The 22,404-nt window shown below is 42.4% G+C and carries 14 protein-coding genes; 8 read left to right on the plus strand and 6 right to left on the minus strand.

From position 1 onward, the window contains the following. Window positions 1-50: 50 nt before the first annotated feature. The 3 genes from hetZ to XZ46_RS11515 all read left to right on the plus strand — a co-directional run bounded on the left by hetZ (window position 51) and on the right by XZ46_RS11515 (window position 4,638). Window positions 51-1,211, plus strand: a complete 1,161-nt coding sequence (hetZ, locus tag XZ46_RS11505) for a heterocyst differentiation protein HetZ (protein ID WP_008050616.1) — start codon at window positions 51-53, stop codon at window positions 1,209-1,211. Beyond that, a complete protein-coding gene (locus XZ46_RS11510; RefSeq protein ID WP_008050618.1) occupies window positions 1,204-2,223 on the plus strand; it encodes a hypothetical protein in 1,020 nt (339 codons plus the stop codon). Before hetZ ends, XZ46_RS11510 begins: the two co-directional genes overlap by 8 nt. A gap of 75 nt (window positions 2,224-2,298) precedes the next feature. After that, a complete protein-coding gene (locus tag XZ46_RS11515; RefSeq protein ID WP_006625843.1) occupies window positions 2,299-4,638 on the plus strand; it encodes a transglutaminase TgpA family protein in 2,340 nt (779 codons plus the stop codon). Here the strand turns inward: XZ46_RS11515 and XZ46_RS11520 are convergent, their stop codons facing one another. The 3 genes from XZ46_RS11520 to XZ46_RS11530 form a co-directional block, all read right to left on the minus strand. Further along, entirely contained in the window at window positions 4,639-7,764 is a 3,126-nt protein-coding gene (locus tag XZ46_RS11520) for a diguanylate cyclase (protein ID WP_008050619.1), read from the minus strand. Between the two features lie 96 nt (window positions 7,765-7,860). Further along, window positions 7,861-8,643: a PP2C family serine/threonine-protein phosphatase gene (locus XZ46_RS11525; RefSeq protein ID WP_006625841.1), complete on the minus strand. Its 783-nt coding sequence runs from the start codon at window positions 8,641-8,643 to the stop codon at window positions 7,861-7,863. Window positions 8,644-8,674: 31 nt separating this feature from the next. Beyond that, window positions 8,675-9,337, minus strand: coding sequence for a vWA domain-containing protein (locus XZ46_RS11530; protein WP_048895409.1), 663 nt, complete (start codon window positions 9,335-9,337; stop codon window positions 8,675-8,677). 441 nt (window positions 9,338-9,778) lie between these two features. On the opposite strand from XZ46_RS11530, the gene rnc reads away from it, so the two are divergent. Both rnc and XZ46_RS11540 read left to right on the plus strand, forming a co-directional pair. Further along, window positions 9,779-10,966: a ribonuclease III gene (gene rnc / locus XZ46_RS11535; protein WP_048895060.1), complete on the plus strand. Its 1,188-nt coding sequence runs from the start codon at window positions 9,779-9,781 to the stop codon at window positions 10,964-10,966. A gap of 45 nt (window positions 10,967-11,011) precedes the next feature. Next, window positions 11,012-13,249, plus strand: coding sequence for a tetratricopeptide repeat protein (locus tag XZ46_RS11540; RefSeq protein ID WP_008050624.1), 2,238 nt, complete (start codon window positions 11,012-11,014; stop codon window positions 13,247-13,249). A gap of 196 nt (window positions 13,250-13,445) precedes the next feature. Here the strand turns inward: XZ46_RS11540 and XZ46_RS11545 are convergent, their stop codons facing one another. Then, complete coding sequence (locus XZ46_RS11545) at window positions 13,446-13,760, minus strand: hypothetical protein (RefSeq protein WP_008050641.1); 315 nt, start codon at window positions 13,758-13,760, stop codon at window positions 13,446-13,448. 361 nt (window positions 13,761-14,121) lie between these two features. Here XZ46_RS11545 and XZ46_RS11550 point away from each other — a divergent pair, with 361 nt between their 5' ends. The 3 genes from XZ46_RS11550 (at window position 14,122) to XZ46_RS11560 (ending at window position 19,677) form a co-directional block, all read left to right on the plus strand. After that, on the plus strand, window positions 14,122-17,274 hold the full coding sequence (locus tag XZ46_RS11550; RefSeq protein WP_048895061.1) for a PAS domain S-box protein: 3,153 nt from the start codon (window positions 14,122-14,124) through the stop codon (window positions 17,272-17,274). Between the two features lie 96 nt (window positions 17,275-17,370). Further along, window positions 17,371-18,477, plus strand: coding sequence for a hybrid sensor histidine kinase/response regulator (locus tag XZ46_RS11555; RefSeq protein WP_006625835.1), 1,107 nt, complete (start codon window positions 17,371-17,373; stop codon window positions 18,475-18,477). 90 nt (window positions 18,478-18,567) lie between these two features. Next, window positions 18,568-19,677 carry a hybrid sensor histidine kinase/response regulator gene (locus tag XZ46_RS11560; protein WP_008050645.1) on the plus strand — a complete coding sequence of 370 codons (1,110 nt, stop codon included), beginning with the start codon at window positions 18,568-18,570 and terminating at the stop codon, window positions 19,675-19,677. Between the two features lie 99 nt (window positions 19,678-19,776). On the opposite strand, the gene groL is transcribed toward XZ46_RS11560, so the two are convergent. Both groL and fabG read right to left on the minus strand, forming a co-directional pair. Further along, window positions 19,777-21,453, minus strand: coding sequence for a chaperonin GroEL (gene groL, locus XZ46_RS11565; RefSeq protein ID WP_006625833.1), 1,677 nt, complete (start codon window positions 21,451-21,453; stop codon window positions 19,777-19,779). Between the two features lie 125 nt (window positions 21,454-21,578). Then, window positions 21,579-22,346 carry a 3-oxoacyl-[acyl-carrier-protein] reductase gene (gene fabG, locus XZ46_RS11570; RefSeq protein WP_008050647.1) on the minus strand — a complete coding sequence of 256 codons (768 nt, stop codon included), beginning with the start codon at window positions 22,344-22,346 and terminating at the stop codon, window positions 21,579-21,581. Between the last annotated feature and the right edge of the window lie 58 nt (window positions 22,347-22,404).

Raw genomic sequence — 22,404 nt, forward strand, 5'->3', positions numbered from 1 at the left:
GGCTTTACTGGAAAGCATAGGTTAGGGTCATTGTTACTAAAATTATCATCATGGGGGAAATCTGCCAGAGCCATAAAATTTTTCAACGGTTGTCCGGTGAGCTAAAACAGGCCACCCAGGCATCTGAGCAGAACTGTCAGGATATCGCTTGGCGCTTAACAGAAGAAGCAATTCGGATCTGTACAGAAAGCCAGCGCATCCAAGCCTCGGGGGATGTGGAGACTTGGGCGATGACACTCGCACAGCATCGCTTACAACAATGTCTTCACTATTATAAACTCAGGTCAAAGCAGGCACCGTTGGAACTCCACAGCACTCTCAGTGCCATTATCTATCGATATATCACACCGCGCCAGGTTCAATCAAGTTATCACGCTAGATTGGAACTGATTAGGGACTTTTTACAGGGGTTTTATGTTGAATCACTAAATGCCTTCCGCAAGGAAAACCAAATTCCGGCCGATTATCGTCCCCAGACATTACTGGAACTAGCGGAATATCTAGCCTTTACGGAACGATATGGAAAACGGCGTATTCCTCTCGCCCGAGGTCGTAGTCAACAATTAATCATTCTACGATCGCAGACATTTTCTCAACAACAACCCAGAGAAGCGTTTGTGGATCTTGATCAAGCCGCAGAAGGTGGGATACAGGATTCTGATCAAACCTGGAACGACTCATCTGTACAAGAGGTGCGAGCCGCCATGGTGGCTGAGTCTAACGAACCAGAACTAGAATCCCTACGCCAAACGGTTGTGGAAGAGTTAATCGAATATCTTGAGGAACACAATCAAAAAGACTGTGCCGATTATTTCACCTTGCGAATGCAAGATTTGCCCACTCGAGAGATAGAGGCGATTTTGGGGCTAACCCCTCGCCAACGGGATTATCTTCAACAGCGATTTAAATATCATTTGTTGCGATTTGCTTTGAGTCATCGTTGGGAATTGGTGCATCAGTGGTTAGAAGCGGATTTAGATCGCAATTTGGGTTTACTCCCCCACCAGTGGGAGGATTTCCAGAGTCAACTTAGCCAAGATCAAAAGAATTTGCTAAGGTTAAAGCAAAAGGGGCTATCTGATCATGCGATCGCCGAAAATCTAGGTTGCAAGGCGACTCAAGTACAAAAGCGGTGGTTTAAAGTTTTGGAATTAGCCTGGGATCTTAGAAATCGTTCAGTGTCCGGAGCTAGTGCATCTACTGATGAATAACGAAATAAATCCAGATCGTCAACTCTCCGAGTGCCAGTTTTTCGAGGGGTCTGAATCACAACCCCTTGAGACTGCTTCCTCTGCTGCTGGTGAACCTGCTACCTCAGCAGATCAATTAGCAAATAGTTCTAGGGTCGAAGAACCAGGGTGGTCAGAAGCCGATCTACTGGACTATGAAGAGATTGACGTTTTCTACCCCAACGACGAACCAATTAAACTGGGAGAGATACCAACCGTGAAAGACAGATTTGAAAGCCTGTTAAAAAACAGGTTAAGAATTGAGATCCAAGAAAAACCACCGCTATTCCCTTGGGAAACTGAACTCGGCGCTGATGCTATTTACCCAGACGTGATTAGCGATCCGACTGTTCCCAATCCTTCTTGGTGGAATGCTCAAAGGGAAAACCTGAAATGGTCTACTTTTCTACCAGAAACGGTTTTTGCTGATCTTCTGACTCCGTGTCAGAAGGTTTTGCATTCAACCCTACAACAAGGCGCGAAACTGGTGGAAGCGGTGGAAAGTTTTTTCCCACAAGCCTCTGATTTGCTTAATGAATGGGCAGGTAGGCTGGTTTTAGGGGAAGTTCGCGATCCTGAATTGAACAAGCTACAACTCCCCCCCTATGAGACGGCTAATCAACAACAGCAAATGGTTTTGTTGCTACTGGCGGCGCGAGAAATCCTCGATACGCTGACGATAACTTGTTTTTTGAATAAGTCGGTAGGGCTTCAGGAGTGGCAAACTAGCTTAGGGCTGTTAACAGTACAAGCCCAATATCAGACCCGCGATTATGGCAATTGCTTAATGATTTTGGCTAAATTACCTGCCGGTGGATGTCTGCAATTGAAGGGAAATCATGGCGAAACCACGGCTAGACGCACCGAGGCTGGATATGTGACCATGGAGCTGGTAGATCCAGAGCCTAATCATATCTATCGACTCAATGTGTTGTTTTATGACTGCGAACAAAATCCCCTCTGTTTTGCCATTTACCCTCGGATGATGAGTTAAATTTTGATAGGTGAAGCTGATTTTCAGAAATATGGGTTACAGTAATCTGAGAGTGACTAGCAGATTTTCAAATCCATGACAGCCGATATCCCTATCTTCAGTCAATTGTGGCGACGGATCGAAGCAATACCTCAACCTGAGCCAGAGGACTCACTTCTGCTCCGCATTTTCGTGCAGTTATTGGTGGTTGTGGGCATTATTGCTACTGATGTGGCGATCGAGGAGCCACTAAATCTATGGGCGATCCCTGTCAGTTTGGTGGGGGCGACCTGGAGTTGGTTTCGTCGTCGTCATCGTAATGTGCCAATTAAATTTTGTATTGCTATTGGTATGTTGGTAGCAATGGCGGTTTTTTTCAGTCGTCTAGTGCTGGAGTTGATCGATACCAGAATTGTTTTGGCACAACTGTTAATTAATTTGCAGGTTCTCCATAGCTTTGATCTGCCACGACGCAAGGATCTGGGCTATTCGATGGTCATTGGCTTGATTTTAATGGGGGTGGCTGGTACTCTTAGCCAAACTTTGACTTTTGGGCCGGTGATTTTGGTGTTTTTGGCGCTCTCGTTGCCAACTTTAATCTTAGATTACCGTTCCCGGTTGGGATTGGAAAAGTTGAACCCCTCGGAGGCTAGTTCTCCTAAATTGAGGATTCCTTCTAACTTGAATTTCAAGTTTTTGGGGGTTAGCTTTCTGGCTATTGTGGCTTTGGGATTGGTGATTTTTGCCCTTCTCCCTCGGTTTCCTGGCTATCAACTGCGGAACTTTCCGATGAGTTCCCCTATTCAAATGCCACGAGGGGAATTTGATGGCAGACAAATTTTTAACCCTGGTTATACGGGGGATTCTGGAGATGGCACGGGGTCGGGAATTGGACAAAATCAGGAGTCGGGGGCGGGTGTTTTAGATGAGGTTCAATATTATGGTTTTAACACTCGGATTAATCAGAATCTTAGGGGAAATTTAAGGCCGCAGGTTGTGCTGAGGGTTCGATCGCAAGCACGGGGATTTTTTCGGGTGATCGGCTTTGATAAGTACACGGGTCAGGGGTGGGAAATTTCCCGCAATGACCAGGTAGAAACTGTCCAACGCACTTGGTGGTCCTATCTGTTTAATCTGTTTCCGCCACCGACACAGGCTAGAACTAGGGAGGTGATCCAAAGTTATACGGCGGTGATTCAATTACCTAATTTAATCCCGGCTTTAAAACAGGCTAAACAATTGTATTTCCCGACTGAGGAAATTGCGATCGACCGAGAGGGAACTTTGCGATCGCCTTTGATGTTGCGGGAGGGATTAACCTATACGGTGATTTCCAGAGTCCCCTATCGTAACCGCACCCAGTTGGGTCAAGCCTCCACTGACTACACACAAGCTATTCGTGATTACTATTTGCAGGTTCCTGATGAAATTCGGGACAGGGTGCGACAAAGAACCGAGGAGATTTTGGCGGCGCGGAATCAATCCAACCCTGAGCAACAAGCCTTAACATCTCCCTATGAAATAGCCCTTTATTTAGCTCAATACTTAAAACAAAGCCCCGTTTATAAACTACAAGAAGACCCGCCTTTTTTGAGACCTGATGAGGATTTGGTGGAGGCGTTTTTGTTTGGCTATAAAGATAGTCCAGAGGGAGAAATTATCAGAGGCGGTTATCCAGATCACTTTGCGACGGTGTTAACCATTATGTTGCGTTCTATTGGCATTCCGGCGCGACTAACGGCGGGTTTTGAACCGGGTGAGTTTAACCCATTTACGGGGTTATATGTGATTAAAAATACTGATGCTCATGCGATGACGGAGGTTTATTTTCCTGAATATGGTTGGTTTGCTTTTAATCCCATTCCGGGGATGGATTTAATCCCGCCTTCTATTGAGGAAAATCAGACTTTTAGTGCGCTGAGGGCTTTTTGGAATTGGGTGGCGGGATGGCTACCTTCTCCGGTAACAAATAGTTTACAGAGGATATTGGCGACTATTTTCGGGGCGTTGGATACGGTTGTCGGCTGGTTTATCGATCTGTTTACTAGGGGGTGGGTTGGCTTGTTTACGGCGACGATAACTTTATCTGGTGTCGGGTTCCTAAGTTGGTTGCTGTGGGATGGATGGAAAAATTGGCGCGAGAGGCGACGCTTGGCTAAATTACCCCCGGAAGAAAGACTATATCAAAAACTGTTGGCATTATTAGCCCAACGGGGTTATCCGAAACATCCCGCCCAAACTCCGGTGGAGTATGCAGAGGCGATCGCTAATCAATGTTCTGTTGATGAAGCTGAGGCGATATCAGAAGTTTGTCAAACTTATGTGCATTGGCGATATGGACGCAGAAACACTAATTTAACTCAACTGCAACAGTTAGTTAAAAACTTGGAAAAAGCCGGGATTAAGCGATTTCAGCAACGATACAGACGCAGATAGTTAGTGGCTATTGTGTTCTGGGTAATTCGCGATCACATATTGGTTTCTGCCATTGTTTTTGGCTTGGTAAAGGGCGCGATCGGCATCAAAAAGAAGTTGGGTTGGTGATTGTTTGTGGCTGGGAATTTTACTGGCAATTCCCATACTCACAGTCACCCGTTGGAAGTTAGCAGGAATTGCGCCGGGCTGCATATTTAACTTGAACACAGCTTCCTGTATTTGTTGGCTAATTTCTAGACCACCTTCTATGGGTGTGTTGGGTAATAAAATCACAAATTCTTCGCCACCATAACGGGCGACTAAATCCCTCGGTCGTTTCAGGGAATTTTTGATGGCATTAGCTACCCTTTGCAGGCATTTATCCCCGGCAATGTGTCCATAAGTGTCATTATAACACTTAAAATAATCAATATCACACATGATTATTGATAGGGGTTGTTTTTCCCGTTGCAGTTGTAACCATTCCTGCTGTAAAATATGATCAAAATGGCGGCGGTTAGCGATTCCGGTCAGAGAATCGAGATTGTAGACTTTCTCGAGTTCCTCATGGGCTATCTGAAGCTGATGATATAGTTCGCCTTGTTGAATGGCGATCGCTAACTGTTCTGTTAGTTGTTTCAGCATATCGATTTCTGCGGGTTTATAGTTGTTATCTTCTGAGGAAAAATAAGCGATAAGTAGTCCCCAAAGTTGCTCGGCTTCTAACCAAATGGGGAAGATTAAATGAGTCGGTCCTTGAAATTTTTGCCACCTTTCCACAGAAGCATTAATTTTTCCGGTGCGACAAGATTGGGCAATTTCCAAAATTATTTGGTCAATTTTGATAGTCATGACCGGATCTATTGCACAAAAAAGTAGGTCAGAGTCCCTAGATAGTTCCCTAGAATGAGCGATGATTTCATAACTCCAATTTAACTGGAATTTGCAAACTAAAACTATGTCATTTCCCAGAAATTTGGAGACTTCGACAACGGTGGTATTAAGGATATCCTGAACATGGAGCGATCGCCTGATTCTATTGGTGACTTTTGATAAGATATCCTGTCTCTCAGATTGTTGTTGAATGGCAAGTTCTGCCTGTTTTAATGAGGTTAAATCTCGGACAGTGACAATCACTTCATTTACTGTGCCATCAGGTTGCAAAATCGGGGAATAGGTGGCTCCGATAAACCTGGGTTCTCCCGGAAAACTTAACCAGGCTTCATAGCGGACTATTTCTCCGGCTAGACATCTATCAAATAGAGGCTTAACTATTTCATTAAAAATCTGTTTACCTAATACATTTTCGATGATATTGCCAATAATAAAATCCTCGGATTTTCCGGTTAAATTGGCGTAGGTTTGATTAACAATTTGGTAAATATAATCCCGATTAATTAAGGCGATCGCTTCCGCAGTCGTGGCAACAATACCCTGGAAACGCCGCAGATTTTCTTCATATTTTTTGCGTTCACTAATATCAAAAACAATGCCATGCCAAATATTACCTTCTGGGGTTGATTGGGGTTGAGCATTACATTCTACCCACTTCATTTTTCCCGAATTAGTAATAACCCGACCTTGCCAATACCAGGGTAAAAATTCCTGCAAAGATTGTTGCATTGATTCACGCAAAGACGGTAAATCATCTGGGTGGATTAAGTTAATCAGAGAATTGATGTCTGCCAGAATAGTATTAGCTTCTAATTCAAAGATATCAAAGCAGTGATGACTCACAAATTTAAAATCAGGCAGATTTTGGGAGTTGTTTGGACAGTAACTATAGACCATTCCCGGCATATTAGTTACCAATGCTTCAAACTTGGCTTGACTAAGTTTTAGGGAGGTTTCGGCTTGTTTACGGTCAGTTACATCTCTGGAAATACAAAGGATAGATGTAAGATTTTTGCCTTGGTTAATTTCTGGGACGATCGCCATTTCAAAATAGCGCCAACCATTAACTGTCTCAGCTTCAAATTCAATAATCTGTTTTTCACCAGTTGTTAATAACCGATTCGCCGCCGCCTCCCAACTATCAGCCATGGCTACAGAGAATGGCAAATCCCGGCAAGTTTTGCCAATCCAAGTCTGTAGAGGAATTTCGGTTAATTGGCTTAAAATGGGACTGACATAAATATGTTTAAAACTGGTATCAAAGCGTTGAATAATATCCGGGGAATTTTCGATGAGGGTTTGATATTGTCTTTGGGAGTCTAGGAGGATGGCTTCTATTTGCTGTCTGTGGATGATTTCATTTTGCAGTTGCTGGTTAATTTTTTGGGTTTTGCCAGCATAACGCCAAGCATATTGACCTAAATAGACGGTGAGTGCCATAGTCCCAACTATGATTAAACCTGCTGATAAAACCAGGGTAGGAAGGGGAGATTTTTCCTCTTCAATCCAAGCAGGTTGCGGAGAAATTTGGACTGTCCAATCGGCTCCATAGGCGCGGACAATTGAGGTTTTTTGAAAGGGAGATTCTGAGAAATCACCATTGCTATAAACTAAATCCCCACGGTCATATATTTGAATCGTATACAAGGGAGATATGGGCAAAATCCCATCAAAGAAAGATGTAAATTCAAAGACTCCCACAATAAACCCATCATGGCGCTCATTCACAAACAAAGGAATAATTACTAGAAATCCCTCGCCACCCTGAACTAATGAAATATGTTTACTCAGGATAATCTGATTGAGGTCTCTGGCTACTTGTAAACTAATTCGGCGACGGGGTTCTTGTGTCCAATCCATATCCTGGACTTGTTCGTTTCCCTCTAAAGGAACTATCCAACGGACGATAAAAGATGGATCTACCCAGAGTATGGCTTGGTAGCCATGAGTATCATCTAAATAGTTGCTGACATCAGCTTCCCAAAATTCTCGGGAAGTGCCATTACTGAGTTCCCAACGCTTGGCGATACGATTTAGGGATACAATGTGGCTGGATAACTCTCGATTGAGGATAGACTGGATACTGTTGGCTTCTTGCTGAACCAGTTGTGCAAAATGCCGTTGCTCTCGGATGTAGAGTTTGTGCCAAATCAGCAGCACGGCGAGAGTGGCGATCGCACCAATGAATAAAGCTAACCAGCAGTATTTAAATCGCCTCTTAATGGACTGTAACCATCGATGTAAATGTGACAAGACCGCTGACCCCCATATAATAAGAGTCTATATTTGGTATATTATAGCCCTTGGGGTTCCCGTAGAGAGTTACGGCTGTACATATTGTAATGGCGTTTATTGGGATGATGTTGGCTTTTTGGCAGCTAAAATCAGGGTTAAATCATCATCGGTGCGCTGATTTACCCTAGGCGATCGCAAAAATGAAATTAACTGTTGTTCGGCTTCTGTGCGATCGCAGATAGTTTCCACAAATTGAAATAGAGGAGAAAAAAACGGAGCGTGCGGTTTTCCTTCAGGCATTTTTAATCCTAACATTTGTAAACCATCGGAAAATATAGCCAAATACTTAGGCATTCCAGACCATACCTGAATTTGAGCAGATTCTAACGCATTCGGGGAAACCAGAAAGGTGGTTTCGTTTAAATATTCTCCACTGGCGGGAATAGTTAAAGCCATCAAAGTTCCCTGTTGATCTTCAACTACCACCGCGCCATCACCTATCTGAACTACAGCAATGGTGGAAGCGGTAATTACCCCTAAAATTAATGTGGTTGCTAGTTCCCGCGCCAATATATCCCTGTGGTCGGCTTCGGCTTCGATCGCCTGTTTGGTTTGGCTAACAACAGCTAACAATTGACTGTTCCAGTCCACGGCGGCGGTGTCATCGACGGAGGATAGATACTCTTCGATTAATTGGGTGGCGGTTTTAACTGCTAGTTGGGCTCCCACATCAGCAAGGGAAGCTGAACCCGCACCATCGGCTACAGCGACAATAAATTGATGGGGGTCAATCTCCCGATAGATATGAGCATCTTGACAGGGAATGGCTTGCTTTTCGTGACTGGTTCCCGCCACGGAAGCTGAGATAATTTGCCAGTAGGCAGAATTTGGGTTCATGGTAAAAGTCTGCGATCGCATGAGTTTTTGGCTAGACAGTTCCCCATCCTGGCGGTGGTAGGGCTACCTGTTCGTCAACTTTGGAGTGAGAAACTGTTTGCATACTGGCGGATAGCCAAATGAACATTTCCCGAAAATCTAACCCTTTCAGTTTCAGGGGGGTTCGTTGAGCAATCTCTCCTAAGCGCTCCATATTCGCCCCTTCTACGCCTACCGCAAAGAATGCGACCTGTTTGTTGGCTTCCTCGTCTCGAATGCGTTTAATGGCCTGTTCTGTGATGCGATCGCTTTCTCCCTGGGGTTCGCCGTCGGTAATCATGAACACCCAAGGACGATAGTAGGTAATCCCATTATTGCGATACTCGGCTTTGCGACTGGCAATCATGTCTAAAGCCTCCCCTATGGCTGTTCCCATATAGGTTTGACCCTGGGCGTTTAACAGGGGGGGTTCAAAGCGATCGGCTGTGACAAAATCCTGGATGATTTTTACCTGGTTATCAAAGGTGATCAGCGCGATCTCAACCCGTTTTTTCGCGAGTTCGTCTTTGATTAGGTTCTCCCTAAAAGTCATTAATCCTGCATTGAGACCATCTAGGGGTTCTCCCTGCATAGATGCTGATGTGTCTAGCAATAACACACAGGGACACCGGGGTTCCGGGTTTTCGGCAAATTCAACCGCTTCCTCAAGTCTCATATTTTGATTTTTGACTCTGACCATCCACATCACCTAGGATATCAGTCAATTATCAACAATTAAGAATCCACAAAGTGGCGTTTTTGTCAATAGGCATAAAAAAGGCGATCGCTTTTGGCCAGAAAACTCGTGCATCGCCAGTTTAATATTTTCGTGAGAAAATAATGTTAATCGCGATATAATCGGGGTTGTAGGCTCTATTTTTGCATAAGGACAGAGTAATCCCTTGGGTGAGATTTATTTGATGGTATCATAACCCCCAGAATCTCGTCAACTTTTTGCGAGCAATTTTCCATAAATCTGTAATAATTCTTAACAGTCTTTTGAAAATCCAATACCTTGGGGATTGTAGATTATCAGAAATTATGAATAGCCAGCTATATCAATAGTCTGTTTAGGAAGATTAGCTATAATAGTCGCTAATTAATTATTAGATAGCAAATGATGATTAGCAATAAAGAAAGAATTGGGGACGCTTTAGAGTTATTAGCTGAGGGCTTATATCCTCCGTTTAAACAGGAAATGACAAACAAATATTCAGACCAATGGCAGGAGGAAGCTCAAAAATATATCACCAAATACAAAAACATGAAAAAGCGAGAATTGGAGGAGAGGCTATCTCAAGATATCGGAGCATTACTGCAAGTTATATCGAATAAATGGGATAGTATTTTTAAAAACAATGAAAATGTGGATAATCAACATAGGGGGATAATATTTGAGTTAATTCAACTTAGGAATAACTGGGCTCATGGGAATGAATTTTCTCACCGATATACGGAACGTGCTATAGATAACATGGTGCTGCTGTTGACGGCTTTTCAGGCTGAAAACTCCATAATTAATCAATTAAAACAACATCAGGAGATTATGTTAAGTAAAATTATCGAAGACCAAAATATGGATCCTGACCGAGAAAAAAAACTGCGGCGAGAATTATCGAAATTGCTGAAAAAAATACCTTTTCAAAATGTGGATTTACTCAATCACGCCTTAACTCACAGTTCCTATCTATATGAACACCCGAAGGAAGTTAAGCGGGATAATGAATTGTTGGAGTTTTTGGGGGATTCGGTGTTAAATTTTATATCGGGTGAGTATCTTTATAATAAGTATAAAAGTGTCAGGAATGAAGGGGATTTAACTAAGTTGCGATCGGCTTTGGTGGAAAATAAGCAGTTGGCTAAGTTTGCGGAAAAATTAGCCCTACAACAATATATCAGATTAGGGAAAGGCGCGGCGCTGAATCCTTCCTTATTAAGCAATACGTTTGAGGCGATGATTGGGGCTTATTTTTTGGATTCTGGGATGAAGAAAGTACAGGAATTTCTACAACCTTTGTTCGATTCGGTGATAGCTGAAATTACTTCGCTTTCTCAAGGTAATTCGGGGAAAGTGGCGGCGGACTCGAAAAATAGATTACAGGAATGGGTGCAAAAAAATATAGGTCCAATTACACCAGAATATGAAACAATTAAGGAGGAAGGAGCCGACCACAAAAAACAGTTCACTGTCCAGGTTATGGTTCAGGGTAAGGTTTATGGAGAGGGTAAAGGTTCCAGTAAAAAAGAGGCTAGTAAAAAGGCGGCTGAAAAGGCTCTGGGTAAAATAGATAAATTGGGTTTATAACAGTGGTATAAGGTGAAATTGTTATTTACTGGGAGTTACTGTAAAATGTCAAATAATGATAATCTGCAATCGGAAGTTATTCAACTTAATGAAAAAGCAGTTTACTATTTAAAACAAAGGAATTGGGGGGAGTCGATTAACTGTTGTGAACAAGCGTTAAAAATCGACCCTAATTTTGCGTTGTCTTATAAAACTTTGGGGACGATAAGACAGTTACAAGGGGATTTGACGGCGGCGGAGTCTTGTTATCATAGTGCTTTAAAAATCGCGCCTAATTTTGCGGAAGTTTATGCTAATTTAGGAAGTCTTTACGCCCAAAATAAACGCTGGAATGAGGCGATAAATGCCTATGAAAAGGCTCTGGAAATTCGCCCTAATATGGCGGGGTTCTATCGTAATTTGGCTAAGGTGTTTACCCAATGTGGTCAGCCGGAAAAGGCTACAGAATATTGGTGTAAAGCTATTTTGTTAAGTGCTGACCCGGTGAGTTTTCAAGATTATCTGAATTTGGGGAATCAGTTACAACAGCAACAGCAATTAGAAAAGGCGATCGCTATTTATCAAAAAGCAATTGTCAATTATCCTAATCAATCGGATGTATTTTATCATCATTTAGGGGGAATTTTTAAACAACAGGAAAGGTGGGAAGAGGCGGTGAAATGCTATCAAAAGGCTATCGAAATTAACCCGAACCAGTTTTACTATTATTATGGACTAGCCCAAGTTTTGAAAACTCAGGAAAAATGGTCGGAATTAATTCCGGTCTGTGGTCAGGCGATCGCTTTAAAACCTGATGTAGATTGGCTGTATATGAGTTTAGGAGATAGCTTACTAGAAACGGGAGAAATTGAAGAAGCGATCGCTAATTATCGCCAAGCCATTACACTCAATCCTCAACTTTCTTGGTTACATCAAAAATTAGGTCACGCACTGAAATTAGCAGGTCATATTGATGAGGCGATCGCGGCTTATCAAAAAGCGATCGAACTGAAACCAGAGTTAATATGGCTTTATGAGATTCTCGCACAACTGTTAACCGAAAAGCAACGTTGGCAAGAATTACAAGACCTATGTATAGAGGGATTAAAACGGAAGCCAGACTTGCTCAAAGCCTATCATCATTTTGCCCAAATATTAGCCCATAGAGGTTTAATTGAGGATGCCAATAATGCCCTAAACTTCAAAAAATTATCATCAAAATTTATCCGAGAAATATTGCCTAATTTATCAGAAAAAACCACAACCAGCCCAACCCATCCTAGTGTTCAATATATCCTCATATACCCAGCTAAGACTATTGAGATTAAACCCGCTAATATTTTAATTACCAACCTTCCCGAAACATTTACAACCTGTCAGATATCAACCGGAGATTTCGGCGTGGCTATTGTCGAAAATGGGCGCGTGTGGGGAGATATGGCGACCAGTGCAGTTTTCACAGATGATGGCAAATTAGTCACTGATTTAGCTAGTGGTGGGGCGGAGTTTGTCGCCGTATCCGAACACCTACCGCCACCCCATGAAATTGATGGTGTGGTTGCCTTTTTATCCGTGCGTTTTGGGGCGGGATATTTTCACTGGATGTTAGATATTATCGCCCGTTTTCATTTATTAGAAGCTGCGGGAATTGACCTGAACTCAATTGATAAATTTGTGGTAAATGCTTGGGAGACACCTTACCAGAAACAGGCTTTAGAGACCCTCAAAATTCCACCCGAAAAAATCATCAGCAATAAAGATATCAATCATCTGAAAGCCGCGCAAATAATTATCCCAACTCCTAACCTTTCATCCCACCGAGGCTTACAAATTAGCCAGTGGAATTGTGATTTTCTCAAACACACTTTTTGTCCGAGTCTGGGGGATACTAAACAGCGAATTTATATAGATCGCACCTTAGCACAATCTCGCCAGGTCTTGAATAATTCCCAGGTGATAGAATGCCTAACACAGTTTAATATTAAACCAGTACAATTAGAATCAATGACTCTTGAACAACAAGCGGAACTTTTCGCTACTTCCGAAGTGATTATTAGCCCCCACGGTGCGGGACTCACTAATTTAGCTTTCTGTCAAACTGGTACTACAGTTATTGAAATCTTATCCCCAGATTATTGTCCGTCAATTTATCGATTATTGAGTGGTATTTGTGAACTGGAATATTATCCTATATTAGGAGATAATTTGCCGGAAAATGAACCGAAACTTATCGGCAAAAATATTAATATTGTCATCAATATCGACAGGCTTATGCAGACAATTCAAGCCGCTGGTTTAGCTTAATCTTAAAAATAGGGCGGCATATACAGCAACGGACATCCCGCCCATTTCACCAGTTACTCAATTGATAGCCTTTATATAATCCATATTTGAGGATTTCCAAGGGTTATACTTTGGTACTATACCCGCAGTAATAAATCTCCGGTTTATTGACTCCCCATGGATAGTTAAATTGTGGTTAAAAGATTACTGAGACTGGTTATTCCTGGGAACAGACATAATCAATCATATCAGAGGTAGCGTGACTGTTTGGGGAATATACTTCATCGTAACCGCTGACATACCAGGTGCGTGAGTCACAGCAAGCTATTGCATAGATGGTTTCTTCACCAATGCTATAAATAAATCTCAGCCCTTCCCGGTTCCGTGAAATACTATCAGCATCTACATATACATCTTCCCCGGTGGCAGCCTCACCCATAAAAATCCAATTTTCCGCCCAAGCTGGGACAATTCCCCAAGAAAATGCGGTCACAGCTATACCTGCCATTAAAGACCAAGATTTGGTTTTCATGAAACCTATTGCTCAAGTTTGTTTGTAGTTTGAGCATAACTTAACTTTGCTAAAAAGTCTCTAGGAAAAATCAAGATTTACCAACAAATTAAGGGAGGCTCAAAATCTATCAAAATCAGAAAAATTGCTCATCCCCCTTCGATGAAAGGTTGTTGATTCTACTATCATAAATTTGATTAAGCTATCAATTATCCCAATGGTTAATTAATCATAAAAATCAGTCACAAGATACTCTATATAACTTAACTAACAGGTTCAACTGTTGATTGTCAATGGCTTTGACTTGATCGGAACCGCTGAAACTGTGATAAGTTGTTATGTTATTAATCCTAATATCTGATCAAGGAGAGTAGGGGAATCAATGTCTACACCCACGATTAACCCTTGGCTTATGTCCAGTCCAACTTTAAACGACATCATCCATAGAGACCCCCTAACGGTTGTTCCTAATACCTCCCTCATGGAGGTCATGGCTTTAATGAGTCAGGAGCCCTCAGACCAGTGGGGAACAGAAAACTTCCCCCCTAACAGTTGTGTACTGGTGGTGGAAGATGGGAAATTGGTGGGTATGTGGACGGAAAGGGACGTGGTGCAGCTAATTGGTGCGGGGGAAAATCCGGGGGACTTGGTTGTGTCTGAAGTGATGAGACAACCCCCTGTGGTCTGGCGAGAAGCAGATGAGCTGGACATTTATGCAATTATTCAAAAATTAAAAACCCATAAAATTCACTATATCCCAGTTCTAGATGAGAAAGATTATTTAACTGGAATAATTCCTGAGTATCGGGTGATAGAAAAACTTGTTGATTCCCATCCTAACCATGATATTCTCAGTAGAATTAGCCCCACTAAGCTGCAACAGCAACTGGCACAATTTAAGGCTAAATTACAAAATACCAATGCCCAACTACAGGGGGAAATCAGTCAACGGGGTATCATCCGCATGATTGAACAAAAATTGCGAACTGGTGAACCGAATCTTCTGACATTTTTTGATGCTTTGACTGATATTATCCTGATTATTAATACTCGCACCAATTCGATTCAGACTCCCCGCAAGTCCCGGCAAAATAATCATGAATACCTAGGTACAAAATACGAGGGTAATACATCTCCAATAATTAACCAAACTCGGCAGCTATTTTCTCCTGATTACCCGGACAATATTTTTAGAGAAAAAGTTAATCAATGTTTGCAAACGGGGAGAATTATAAATTTTGAATATCATCTGAATGTGGAAGGTGATTGCTTGTGGTTTTCGGCAAATATCTCCCCCATTTCCTCGGAATCTGTAGCTTGGGTTGCTCGTGATATTACTGAAAATAAGCGAGCTGAATCAGCTTTAAAAAGTCTGACGGCGGAATTGGAACAACGGGTACAAGAACGTACCCTTGAACTGCAAAAAACTAATCAAATGCTTACCAGGTACTTGGAGGAACAACAACAGTCAAAAAAAGAGTTATTAAAAGCTCATAATAAAATGCGATCGCACGTGGAAAATTCTCCTCTAGCTGTGATTGAATGGGACCCAGAATTTAAGGTACAATATTGGGGAAAGCAAGCGGAAAAAATCTTTGGGTGGAAGGCTGAAGAAATCATAGGTATTCATTGGGGAGAATGGCCAATTGTTTTTGAAGAAGACCTACAATTAGTAGAAACAGTTATCGGTGATTTACTCGGAGACAAAACCAATAAAAATATTTGTAAGAATCGTAACTATACCAAAGACGGGAGAGTAATCTACTGTGAATGGTATAACTTAGTATTACGGGATGAGTCCCATCAGGTTATATCGATTTTGTCATTAGTTCAAGATGTGACGGAACGGGAGTTATTAGAAATTGAACGTTGTCAGGTTGAGGAGGCTTTGCGGGAAAGTGAGGCTCGCTATGCGACTCTTACAGATATTTCTCCGGTGGGGATATTTCGGACTGATGCTGAAGGTAAATTTGTCTATATCAATGAGCGTGGATGTGATTTGGTTGGCTGTTCAGTCATGGAAATGTTTGGGCATGGTTGGACTAAAAGGCTTCATCCTGATGACCGAGAGCGGGTAATTAATGAATGGAATAAATGCGTTAATAATCATCAAATGTTTCAGTTAGAATATCGTTTTTGTCATGGTGAAGGCCAGGTGGTTTGGGTTTTTTCCCAAGCTGTTCCTGAGCTAAATGATGATGATGAAATAGTTGGTTTTGTGGGAACTCTCACTGATATTAGTGAACTAAAATCCGCTGAAAAATCTCTGCAAGAATTGAACCAAGACTTAGAAATGCTGGTGGAACAGCGAACATCTCAACTACAAGAAACTAACGAAAAGTTGCGAGTTGAAATTGCGGAGCGACAAAAAATTGAGGCGGAAATTGCGACTAAGGCTTATCAGCAGGCTATGGTAGCTGAAGTTGGACAAAAAGCTCTCTTGGGTATTGACTCGGAAATATTAATTCAGGATATTGTCGGGATGGTGGGTCGATGTTTACAGGTGGATTATTGTAAGTTATTAGAAATACGGGTGTCTGAACCCGATCGCCTGACGGTGGCGATCGCTAACCATCAACACACCCATAATCATCGCTTAAAAACTGACAAATATCACCAGGTTTACTCATTTATTTTACCTGAATCATCATCAACTACACCCTCTCCTAGCCACCACCTTAACCTAGGAATAGAACCGTCGTCAAATATTTATCAGTTTCCCCATATTAATGGGATCAGTATTCCCATTGAAAGCCAAAATTCCTATTATGGCATTTTGGGGGTTTATACGACCGAAACTAGAGAATTTGTGCAGGAGGATGTACACTTTCTGCAAAGTGTAGCTAATGTTTTAGCAACGGCGATCGAACGCCAACACGCTGAAGAACAATTAATGAACTCCCTTAAAGAAAAAGAAATTTTGCTGAAAGAAATTCACCACCGAGTGAAAAATAACTTGCTGGTAGTTTCCAATTTATTAGAGTTTCAATCGGATTACACGGACAACCCAGAAGTAATCAAACTTTTGTCAGATAGCCAACAACGCATTCAATCTATGGCTCTGATTCACGAAAAACTATATAAGTCAACAGGTCTGGATAGGATTAACTTTGGCGACTATCTCAATGATTTAGTTGAGCAACTATTTGACTCTTACGGGACAGAAGCTCACACAGTTGACTTAGAATTAGATATAGAATCCGTTGAACTTAACCTGGAAACAGCTAACCCTTGTAGTTTAATTGTCAATGAGCTGATATCTAATGCTTTTAAACACGCCTTTGTCGATGAACGTCCTGGTAAACTTGGGTTAGAACTTCATCAAGATGATCTTGGTATTATTACTTTGATTATCCGGGATAATGGGGTCGGTATTCCAGAAGGACTAGATATTCGCAATGTGGAATCCCTAGGAATGGAGTTGATCTGGACCCTGACTGAGCAGATAGAAGGAAACTTAGAACTATTGGACGTAACCGAGGGAACAGCATTTAAACTGATTTTCTCGGAATTGTCCTATAGACAAAGATATTGAAATTATTAAGTTGTTATATGAGAACATCAATAATGGTGATCAATTTTGTATAATTACGATAATTTTCAGCATACCAAACCAACTAGGTGCAATACCATGAACACTGTCCAAATTCTGATTGTCGAGGATGAGTTATTAATTGCTAAAGGATTGGCCAGAAAACTCAAGTCTTTGGGATATACTGTAGTGGGGATTGTTTCTTCGGGACTAGCGGCGATCGCCAAAGTTGCAGAAACTAACCCTGATTTAGTATTAATGGATATTGTTATTAAAGGGGATATGGATGGTATTGAAACCGCCGCTAAAATTCATGAACAATATGGAACTCCGGTAATTTACCTGACGGCTTATGCTGATGATAGTACCCTAGAAAGAGCTGAATCTACTGGGTCTTATGGTTATCTTTTAAAGCCTTTTAAGGAGCGAGAAGTTCATGCAGCTATTCGCATGGCATTAAAGAGATATGAGCAGGAAGTACAAGTCAAGGAATCTCTGAATTTATTTCAGGAGTTAGAAGCTGAAAAAACACGACTGTTATCCATAGCATCCCATGATTTAAAAAACCCTCTAACTTCTATTCAAATGTCTACGGATTTGTTAGCTAAATATGACTCGAAACTAGATGAGCAGAAAAAACTTAAACATTTTCAGCGAATCCAGTCATCAATTAATAGTATGAATCAATTACTAGAAGATGTCTTAACATTAAGTAAGTCTAGTTCGGGAAAATTGACTTTTGCTCCTAAGTTAGTTAATGTGGTCAAGTTGATCCAACTCTTAATAGACCAGTTAATGGTGCAAGTGAATGACCAACACAAACTCGAATTAAGAACCTCGGGAGATTTAGATGATCCGATCATGTTAGATGACAAATTGCTGGGTCATATTCTAGCTAATTTATTATCCAATGCTATCAAATATTCTCCCGATGGTGGGGTGATTAATTTTGATGTTATTCGCCAAGAAAATCAGATAATTTTTCGGATTAAGGATGCGGGTATAGGTTTACCACCAGAGTATAAACAAAAGCTATTTCAAGCCTTTGAACGTGGTTCTAATGTCGGAAACATCAAAGGTACAGGATTAGGATTATCTATTGTTAAGCAAGCTGTAGATTTGCATGGAGGAGAGATTACTGTTGACAGTGAATTAGGACAGGGAACCACATTTACAGTGATTTTGCCAATCACAGAGGTTTCCTAAATATCTAAATATGGCATAATTGAACCTATTAACTGATTTAACCGATCTAGGTATAGGTACAAAATTAGAATAAACGAAAGCAGAATTAATATGGCTAAAGTTTTAGTAATTGAGGATGAAGAGACAATTCGGGAGAATTTGGTAGAATTACTGGAGATAGAAGATTTTGATGTGATCTCGGCTGAGAATGGCAAGTTGGGTGTAGAACAGGCTCACAAACATTTACCGGATTTAATTCTCTGTGATGTGATGATGCCTGAGTTAGATGGTTATGGAGTATTAAAGGAGTTAAGATCCCATATGGAAACGGCGACAATTCCGTTTATATTTTTAACGGCTAAAGCCGATCGCGATGATTTACGGGAGGGGATGAATTTAGGAGCGGATGATTACCTAACTAAACCCTGTTCTATGGAAGAATTGTTAACAGCGATCGCCATCAGATTAGAAAAACAGTCTTTAATCAAACAGCAATCGGAAATACAGATCCGGGAATTACGGGAAAATATCACCCATTCCCTCCCTCATGAATTACGAACTCCCCTAAATGGCATCATCAGTAATACGGAGTTACTACTCTCAAATTTAGACTTATTTGAACCGGATGAAATCAAGGAAATTTTGCAAGATATTCGGATTTCCGGTCGCCGCCTCTATCGTTTAATCATCAATTTTTTGCTATATGCAGATTTAGAAATTATCGGTTTAAATGTAGAAAAAGTGCGATCGCTCCGATCCATTCAGGTCAAAGACAGCCAATCAGTTATTATCAAAGCCGCCACCCAACAAGCCCAAGAACACCAAAGGGAGACAGACCTAGAATTTGACCTAGAAAATGCCACGGTACAGATGGCAGCTAACCAGCTTGAAAAAGTGGTAGTAGAATTGATTGATAATGCCTGTAAATTTTCGGAACCCGGTACACCAATTCAGGTAATTAGTCAAGTAGGTGAGGAATTTTTATTACTAAAAATAAGCGATCGCGGTCGAGGTATGACCCCGGAACAAATCAGTAAAATTGGCGCTCATGTACAATTTCAGCGAAAACTGTACGAACAGCAAGGCTCAGGACTAGGACTAAGTATTATTAAATGTATTGTAGAACTGCATGGCGGCCAGTGGAGAATTGAAAGCGAATCTAACCAACAAACCACCATTTCCCTAAACTTACCCCTAGGCTTGGATGTACTCCCAGGCTGAAACCAAATAGTTGACAACGAGGAGAGGGAGTCCTCCAATAGCCGCAAGACTCCCTATTCGATGAACTGAGGATATAGGTTATAGGTTGATGGGCAGGAATTACATCATTCCCATGCCACCCATGCCACCCATACCACCCATACCACCCATACCACCCATACCACCCATGCCGTCCATATCTGGCATTGCTGGTTTAGGCTCAGGCTTCTCAACCACGAGAACCTCAGTGGTAATCACCATTCCCGCAATTGAGCCAGCATTTTGCAGGGAAGAGCGAACCACCTTGGCTGGGTCTAAAATTCCTGCCACAATCAAGTCTTCAAAGTTACCCGTTAAAGCATTGTAACCAATATTAGAGTCACTGTTACGGACTTGTTCAACAATTACAGAACCCTCAACCCCTGAATTATTAGCAATTTGACGCAGAGGTGCTTCTAAAGCTCGTGCCACAATTTTAGCTCCCAGCTTTTCCTCTTCTATGCTGAAAGTTGCAGCCAGTTGCTCTACCTTTTTGACCAAGTGAATTAAGGTTGTACCGCCACCGGGAACAATTCCCTCATCCACAGCAGCTTTAGTGGCATTCAGAGCATCTTCAATACGAAGTTTACGCGATTTCAGTTCAGTTTCCGTAGCCGCACCAACTTTAATGACTGCCACACCGCCAGCTAACTTAGCAATACGTTCTTGCAGTTTTTCCTGATCATATTCGGAATCAGTTTCTGCCAGTTGCTTACGCAATTGTTCGACCCGCTGTTGGATCTCACCTTGATGACCGGAACCAGAAACAATGGTGGTGGAGTCCTTGTTAATTGTGACTTTAGTGGCTGTTCCTAGCATCTCTACGGTGGCTGTTTCCAAGTTTAAGCCAATTTCTTCGGAAATCAACTGACCCCCGGTAAGAATGGCAATATCTTGGAGCATGGCTTTCCGACGTTCGCCGAAACCAGGGGCTTTAATAGCAGCTACATTCAACACACCCCGGGCTTTGTTGACAACTAAGGTGGCTAGGGCTTCCCCGTCGATGTCTTCGGCTATAATGAGCAGGGGTTGACCAGAACGGGCGACTTTTTCCAGGACGGAGACAATATCCTGAATGGCACTGATTTTTTTATCGGTAATCAGGACACGAGCATTGTCTAACTCTACTGTCATCCGTTCGCTATCGGTGATGAAGTAGGGGGAAATATAACCGCGATCGATTTGCATCCCTTCCACAACTTCTAATTCGGTGGTTAGGGACTTGGACTCCTCAACGGTGATTACTCCGTCTTTGGTCACTTTGTCCATGGCTAGGGCGATCATCTCTCCCACTTCCTTATCATTCCCGGCGGAAACTGTGGCTACCTGTTCGATCGCACTTCCTTCGACGGGTTTAGCTAAGGATTCAATTTCTTTGACCAGATACTGAACGGTTTTATCAATTCCCCGCCGCAAAGCCACGGGGTTCGCACCCGCCGCCACATTCTTCAAGCCTTCCTGTATCATGGCTTGAGCCAAAACTGCTGCTGTGGTAGTACCATCTCCAGCCACATCATTGGTTTTCGCTGCTACTTCTTGAATTAACCGCGCGCCTGTATTTTCTAGGGGATCTCCTAATTCGATCGCTTTGGCTACGGTAATTCCATCACTGACAATATCCGGTACGCCAAATTTTTTCTCTATCAGTACATTGCGACCTCTTGGACCGAGGGTAACACGAACTGCGTCTGCTAGGGCGTTGACTCCCCGCTCGATCGCTCGCCGTGATTCTTCGTCAAAGGCTACGATTTTCGCCATATTACACCTAATTTAGCTCTCCAAATAGTCAATTTAGCACTCATGGTGTACGAGTGCTAATTCGTGGAAACCGTACCAAATTGGGGTGGGGACAGTCCCAAGTTATTAGTCCTGTGGTTAGAGGTCTAAGCCATGACCATGCCACCATCAACATTGATAACCTGACCCGTGATATAGGCGGCGGCGGGGTCAGCAGCCAAAAATCTGACTAACCCGGCGACTTCTTTGGGTTCACCGTAACGACCTAGGGGAATAAATTTCAGGATCTCTTCGGTGTTTTTTAAGTCTTTGGTCATGTCTGTGGCTATAAAACCCGGGGCGACGGCATTAACTAACACTCCCCGAGTCGCAAATTCTTTGGCTAGGGTTTTGGTTAAACCTATGACTCCGGCTTTGGCGGCGCTGTAGTTGGCTTGACCGGGGTTCCCCATTTGACCCGCCACGGAAGCAATATTGATGATCCTACCCGATCGCGCTTTCAGCATGATTTTAGCTACCGCGCGACAGCATAGAAACACTCCGGTTAGGTTAAGGTTGATTACGGCTTCCCAGTCGGAGGGTTTCATCCTCAACAATAGGGTGTCGCGGGTGATACCAGCGTTGTTGACTAGGATATTGATGCCACCACACTGGTCTACAATATCTTTGATTAGCTGATCTACTTCCTCGGCTTGGGATACGTCCGCTTTCATGGCGATCGCCTCTCCTCCGGCTTCGGTAATTTCCGCTACTACTTTCTCGGCCGCTGTGCTAGAACTGGCATAGTTGACAACTACTTTAGCCCCTTGTTGGGCCAGTTCTAATGCGATCGCTGAACCAATACCCCTAGATGCACCAGTTACTAAGGCCACCTGCTGTTTTAACTGCTGCATTGATTCTGGTAACATTTCCATCGGGATTTTTCCTTTCCAGTTAACTTCCAACTCAATTATGATAAGGGGAATGGGGTTT

This window comes from Limnospira indica PCC 8005 (genome assembly GCF_000973065.1).
GTDB lineage: Bacteria > Cyanobacteriota > Cyanobacteriia > Cyanobacteriales > Microcoleaceae > Limnospira > Limnospira fusiformis.

Bases quoted from the DNA above. Each gene is read 5' to 3' on its own strand.
- XZ46_RS11525 (WP_006625841.1), bottom strand. From the start codon at position 8,643: ATGAACCCAAATTCTGCCTACTGGCAAATTATCTCAGCTTCCGTGGCG.
- XZ46_RS11510 (WP_008050618.1), top strand. From the start codon at position 1,204: ATGAATAACGAAATAAATCCAGATCGTCAACTCTCCGAGTGCCAGTTT.
- rnc (WP_048895060.1), top strand. From the start codon at position 9,779: ATGATGATTAGCAATAAAGAAAGAATTGGGGACGCTTTAGAGTTATTA.
- XZ46_RS11540 (WP_008050624.1), top strand. From the start codon at position 11,012: ATGTCAAATAATGATAATCTGCAATCGGAAGTTATTCAACTTAATGAA.
- XZ46_RS11545 (WP_008050641.1), bottom strand. From the start codon at position 13,760: ATGAAAACCAAATCTTGGTCTTTAATGGCAGGTATAGCTGTGACCGCA.
- fabG (WP_008050647.1), bottom strand. From the start codon at position 22,346: ATGGAAATGTTACCAGAATCAATGCAGCAGTTAAAACAGCAGGTGGCC.
- groL (WP_006625833.1), bottom strand. From the start codon at position 21,453: ATGGCGAAAATCGTAGCCTTTGACGAAGAATCACGGCGAGCGATCGAG.
- XZ46_RS11515 (WP_006625843.1), top strand. From the start codon at position 2,299: ATGACAGCCGATATCCCTATCTTCAGTCAATTGTGGCGACGGATCGAA.
- XZ46_RS11530 (WP_048895409.1), bottom strand. From the start codon at position 9,337: ATGAGACTTGAGGAAGCGGTTGAATTTGCCGAAAACCCGGAACCCCGG.
- XZ46_RS11560 (WP_008050645.1), top strand. From the start codon at position 18,568: ATGGCTAAAGTTTTAGTAATTGAGGATGAAGAGACAATTCGGGAGAAT.
- XZ46_RS11550 (WP_048895061.1), top strand. From the start codon at position 14,122: ATGTCTACACCCACGATTAACCCTTGGCTTATGTCCAGTCCAACTTTA.
- hetZ (WP_008050616.1), top strand. From the start codon at position 51: ATGGGGGAAATCTGCCAGAGCCATAAAATTTTTCAACGGTTGTCCGGT.
- XZ46_RS11555 (WP_006625835.1), top strand. From the start codon at position 17,371: ATGAACACTGTCCAAATTCTGATTGTCGAGGATGAGTTATTAATTGCT.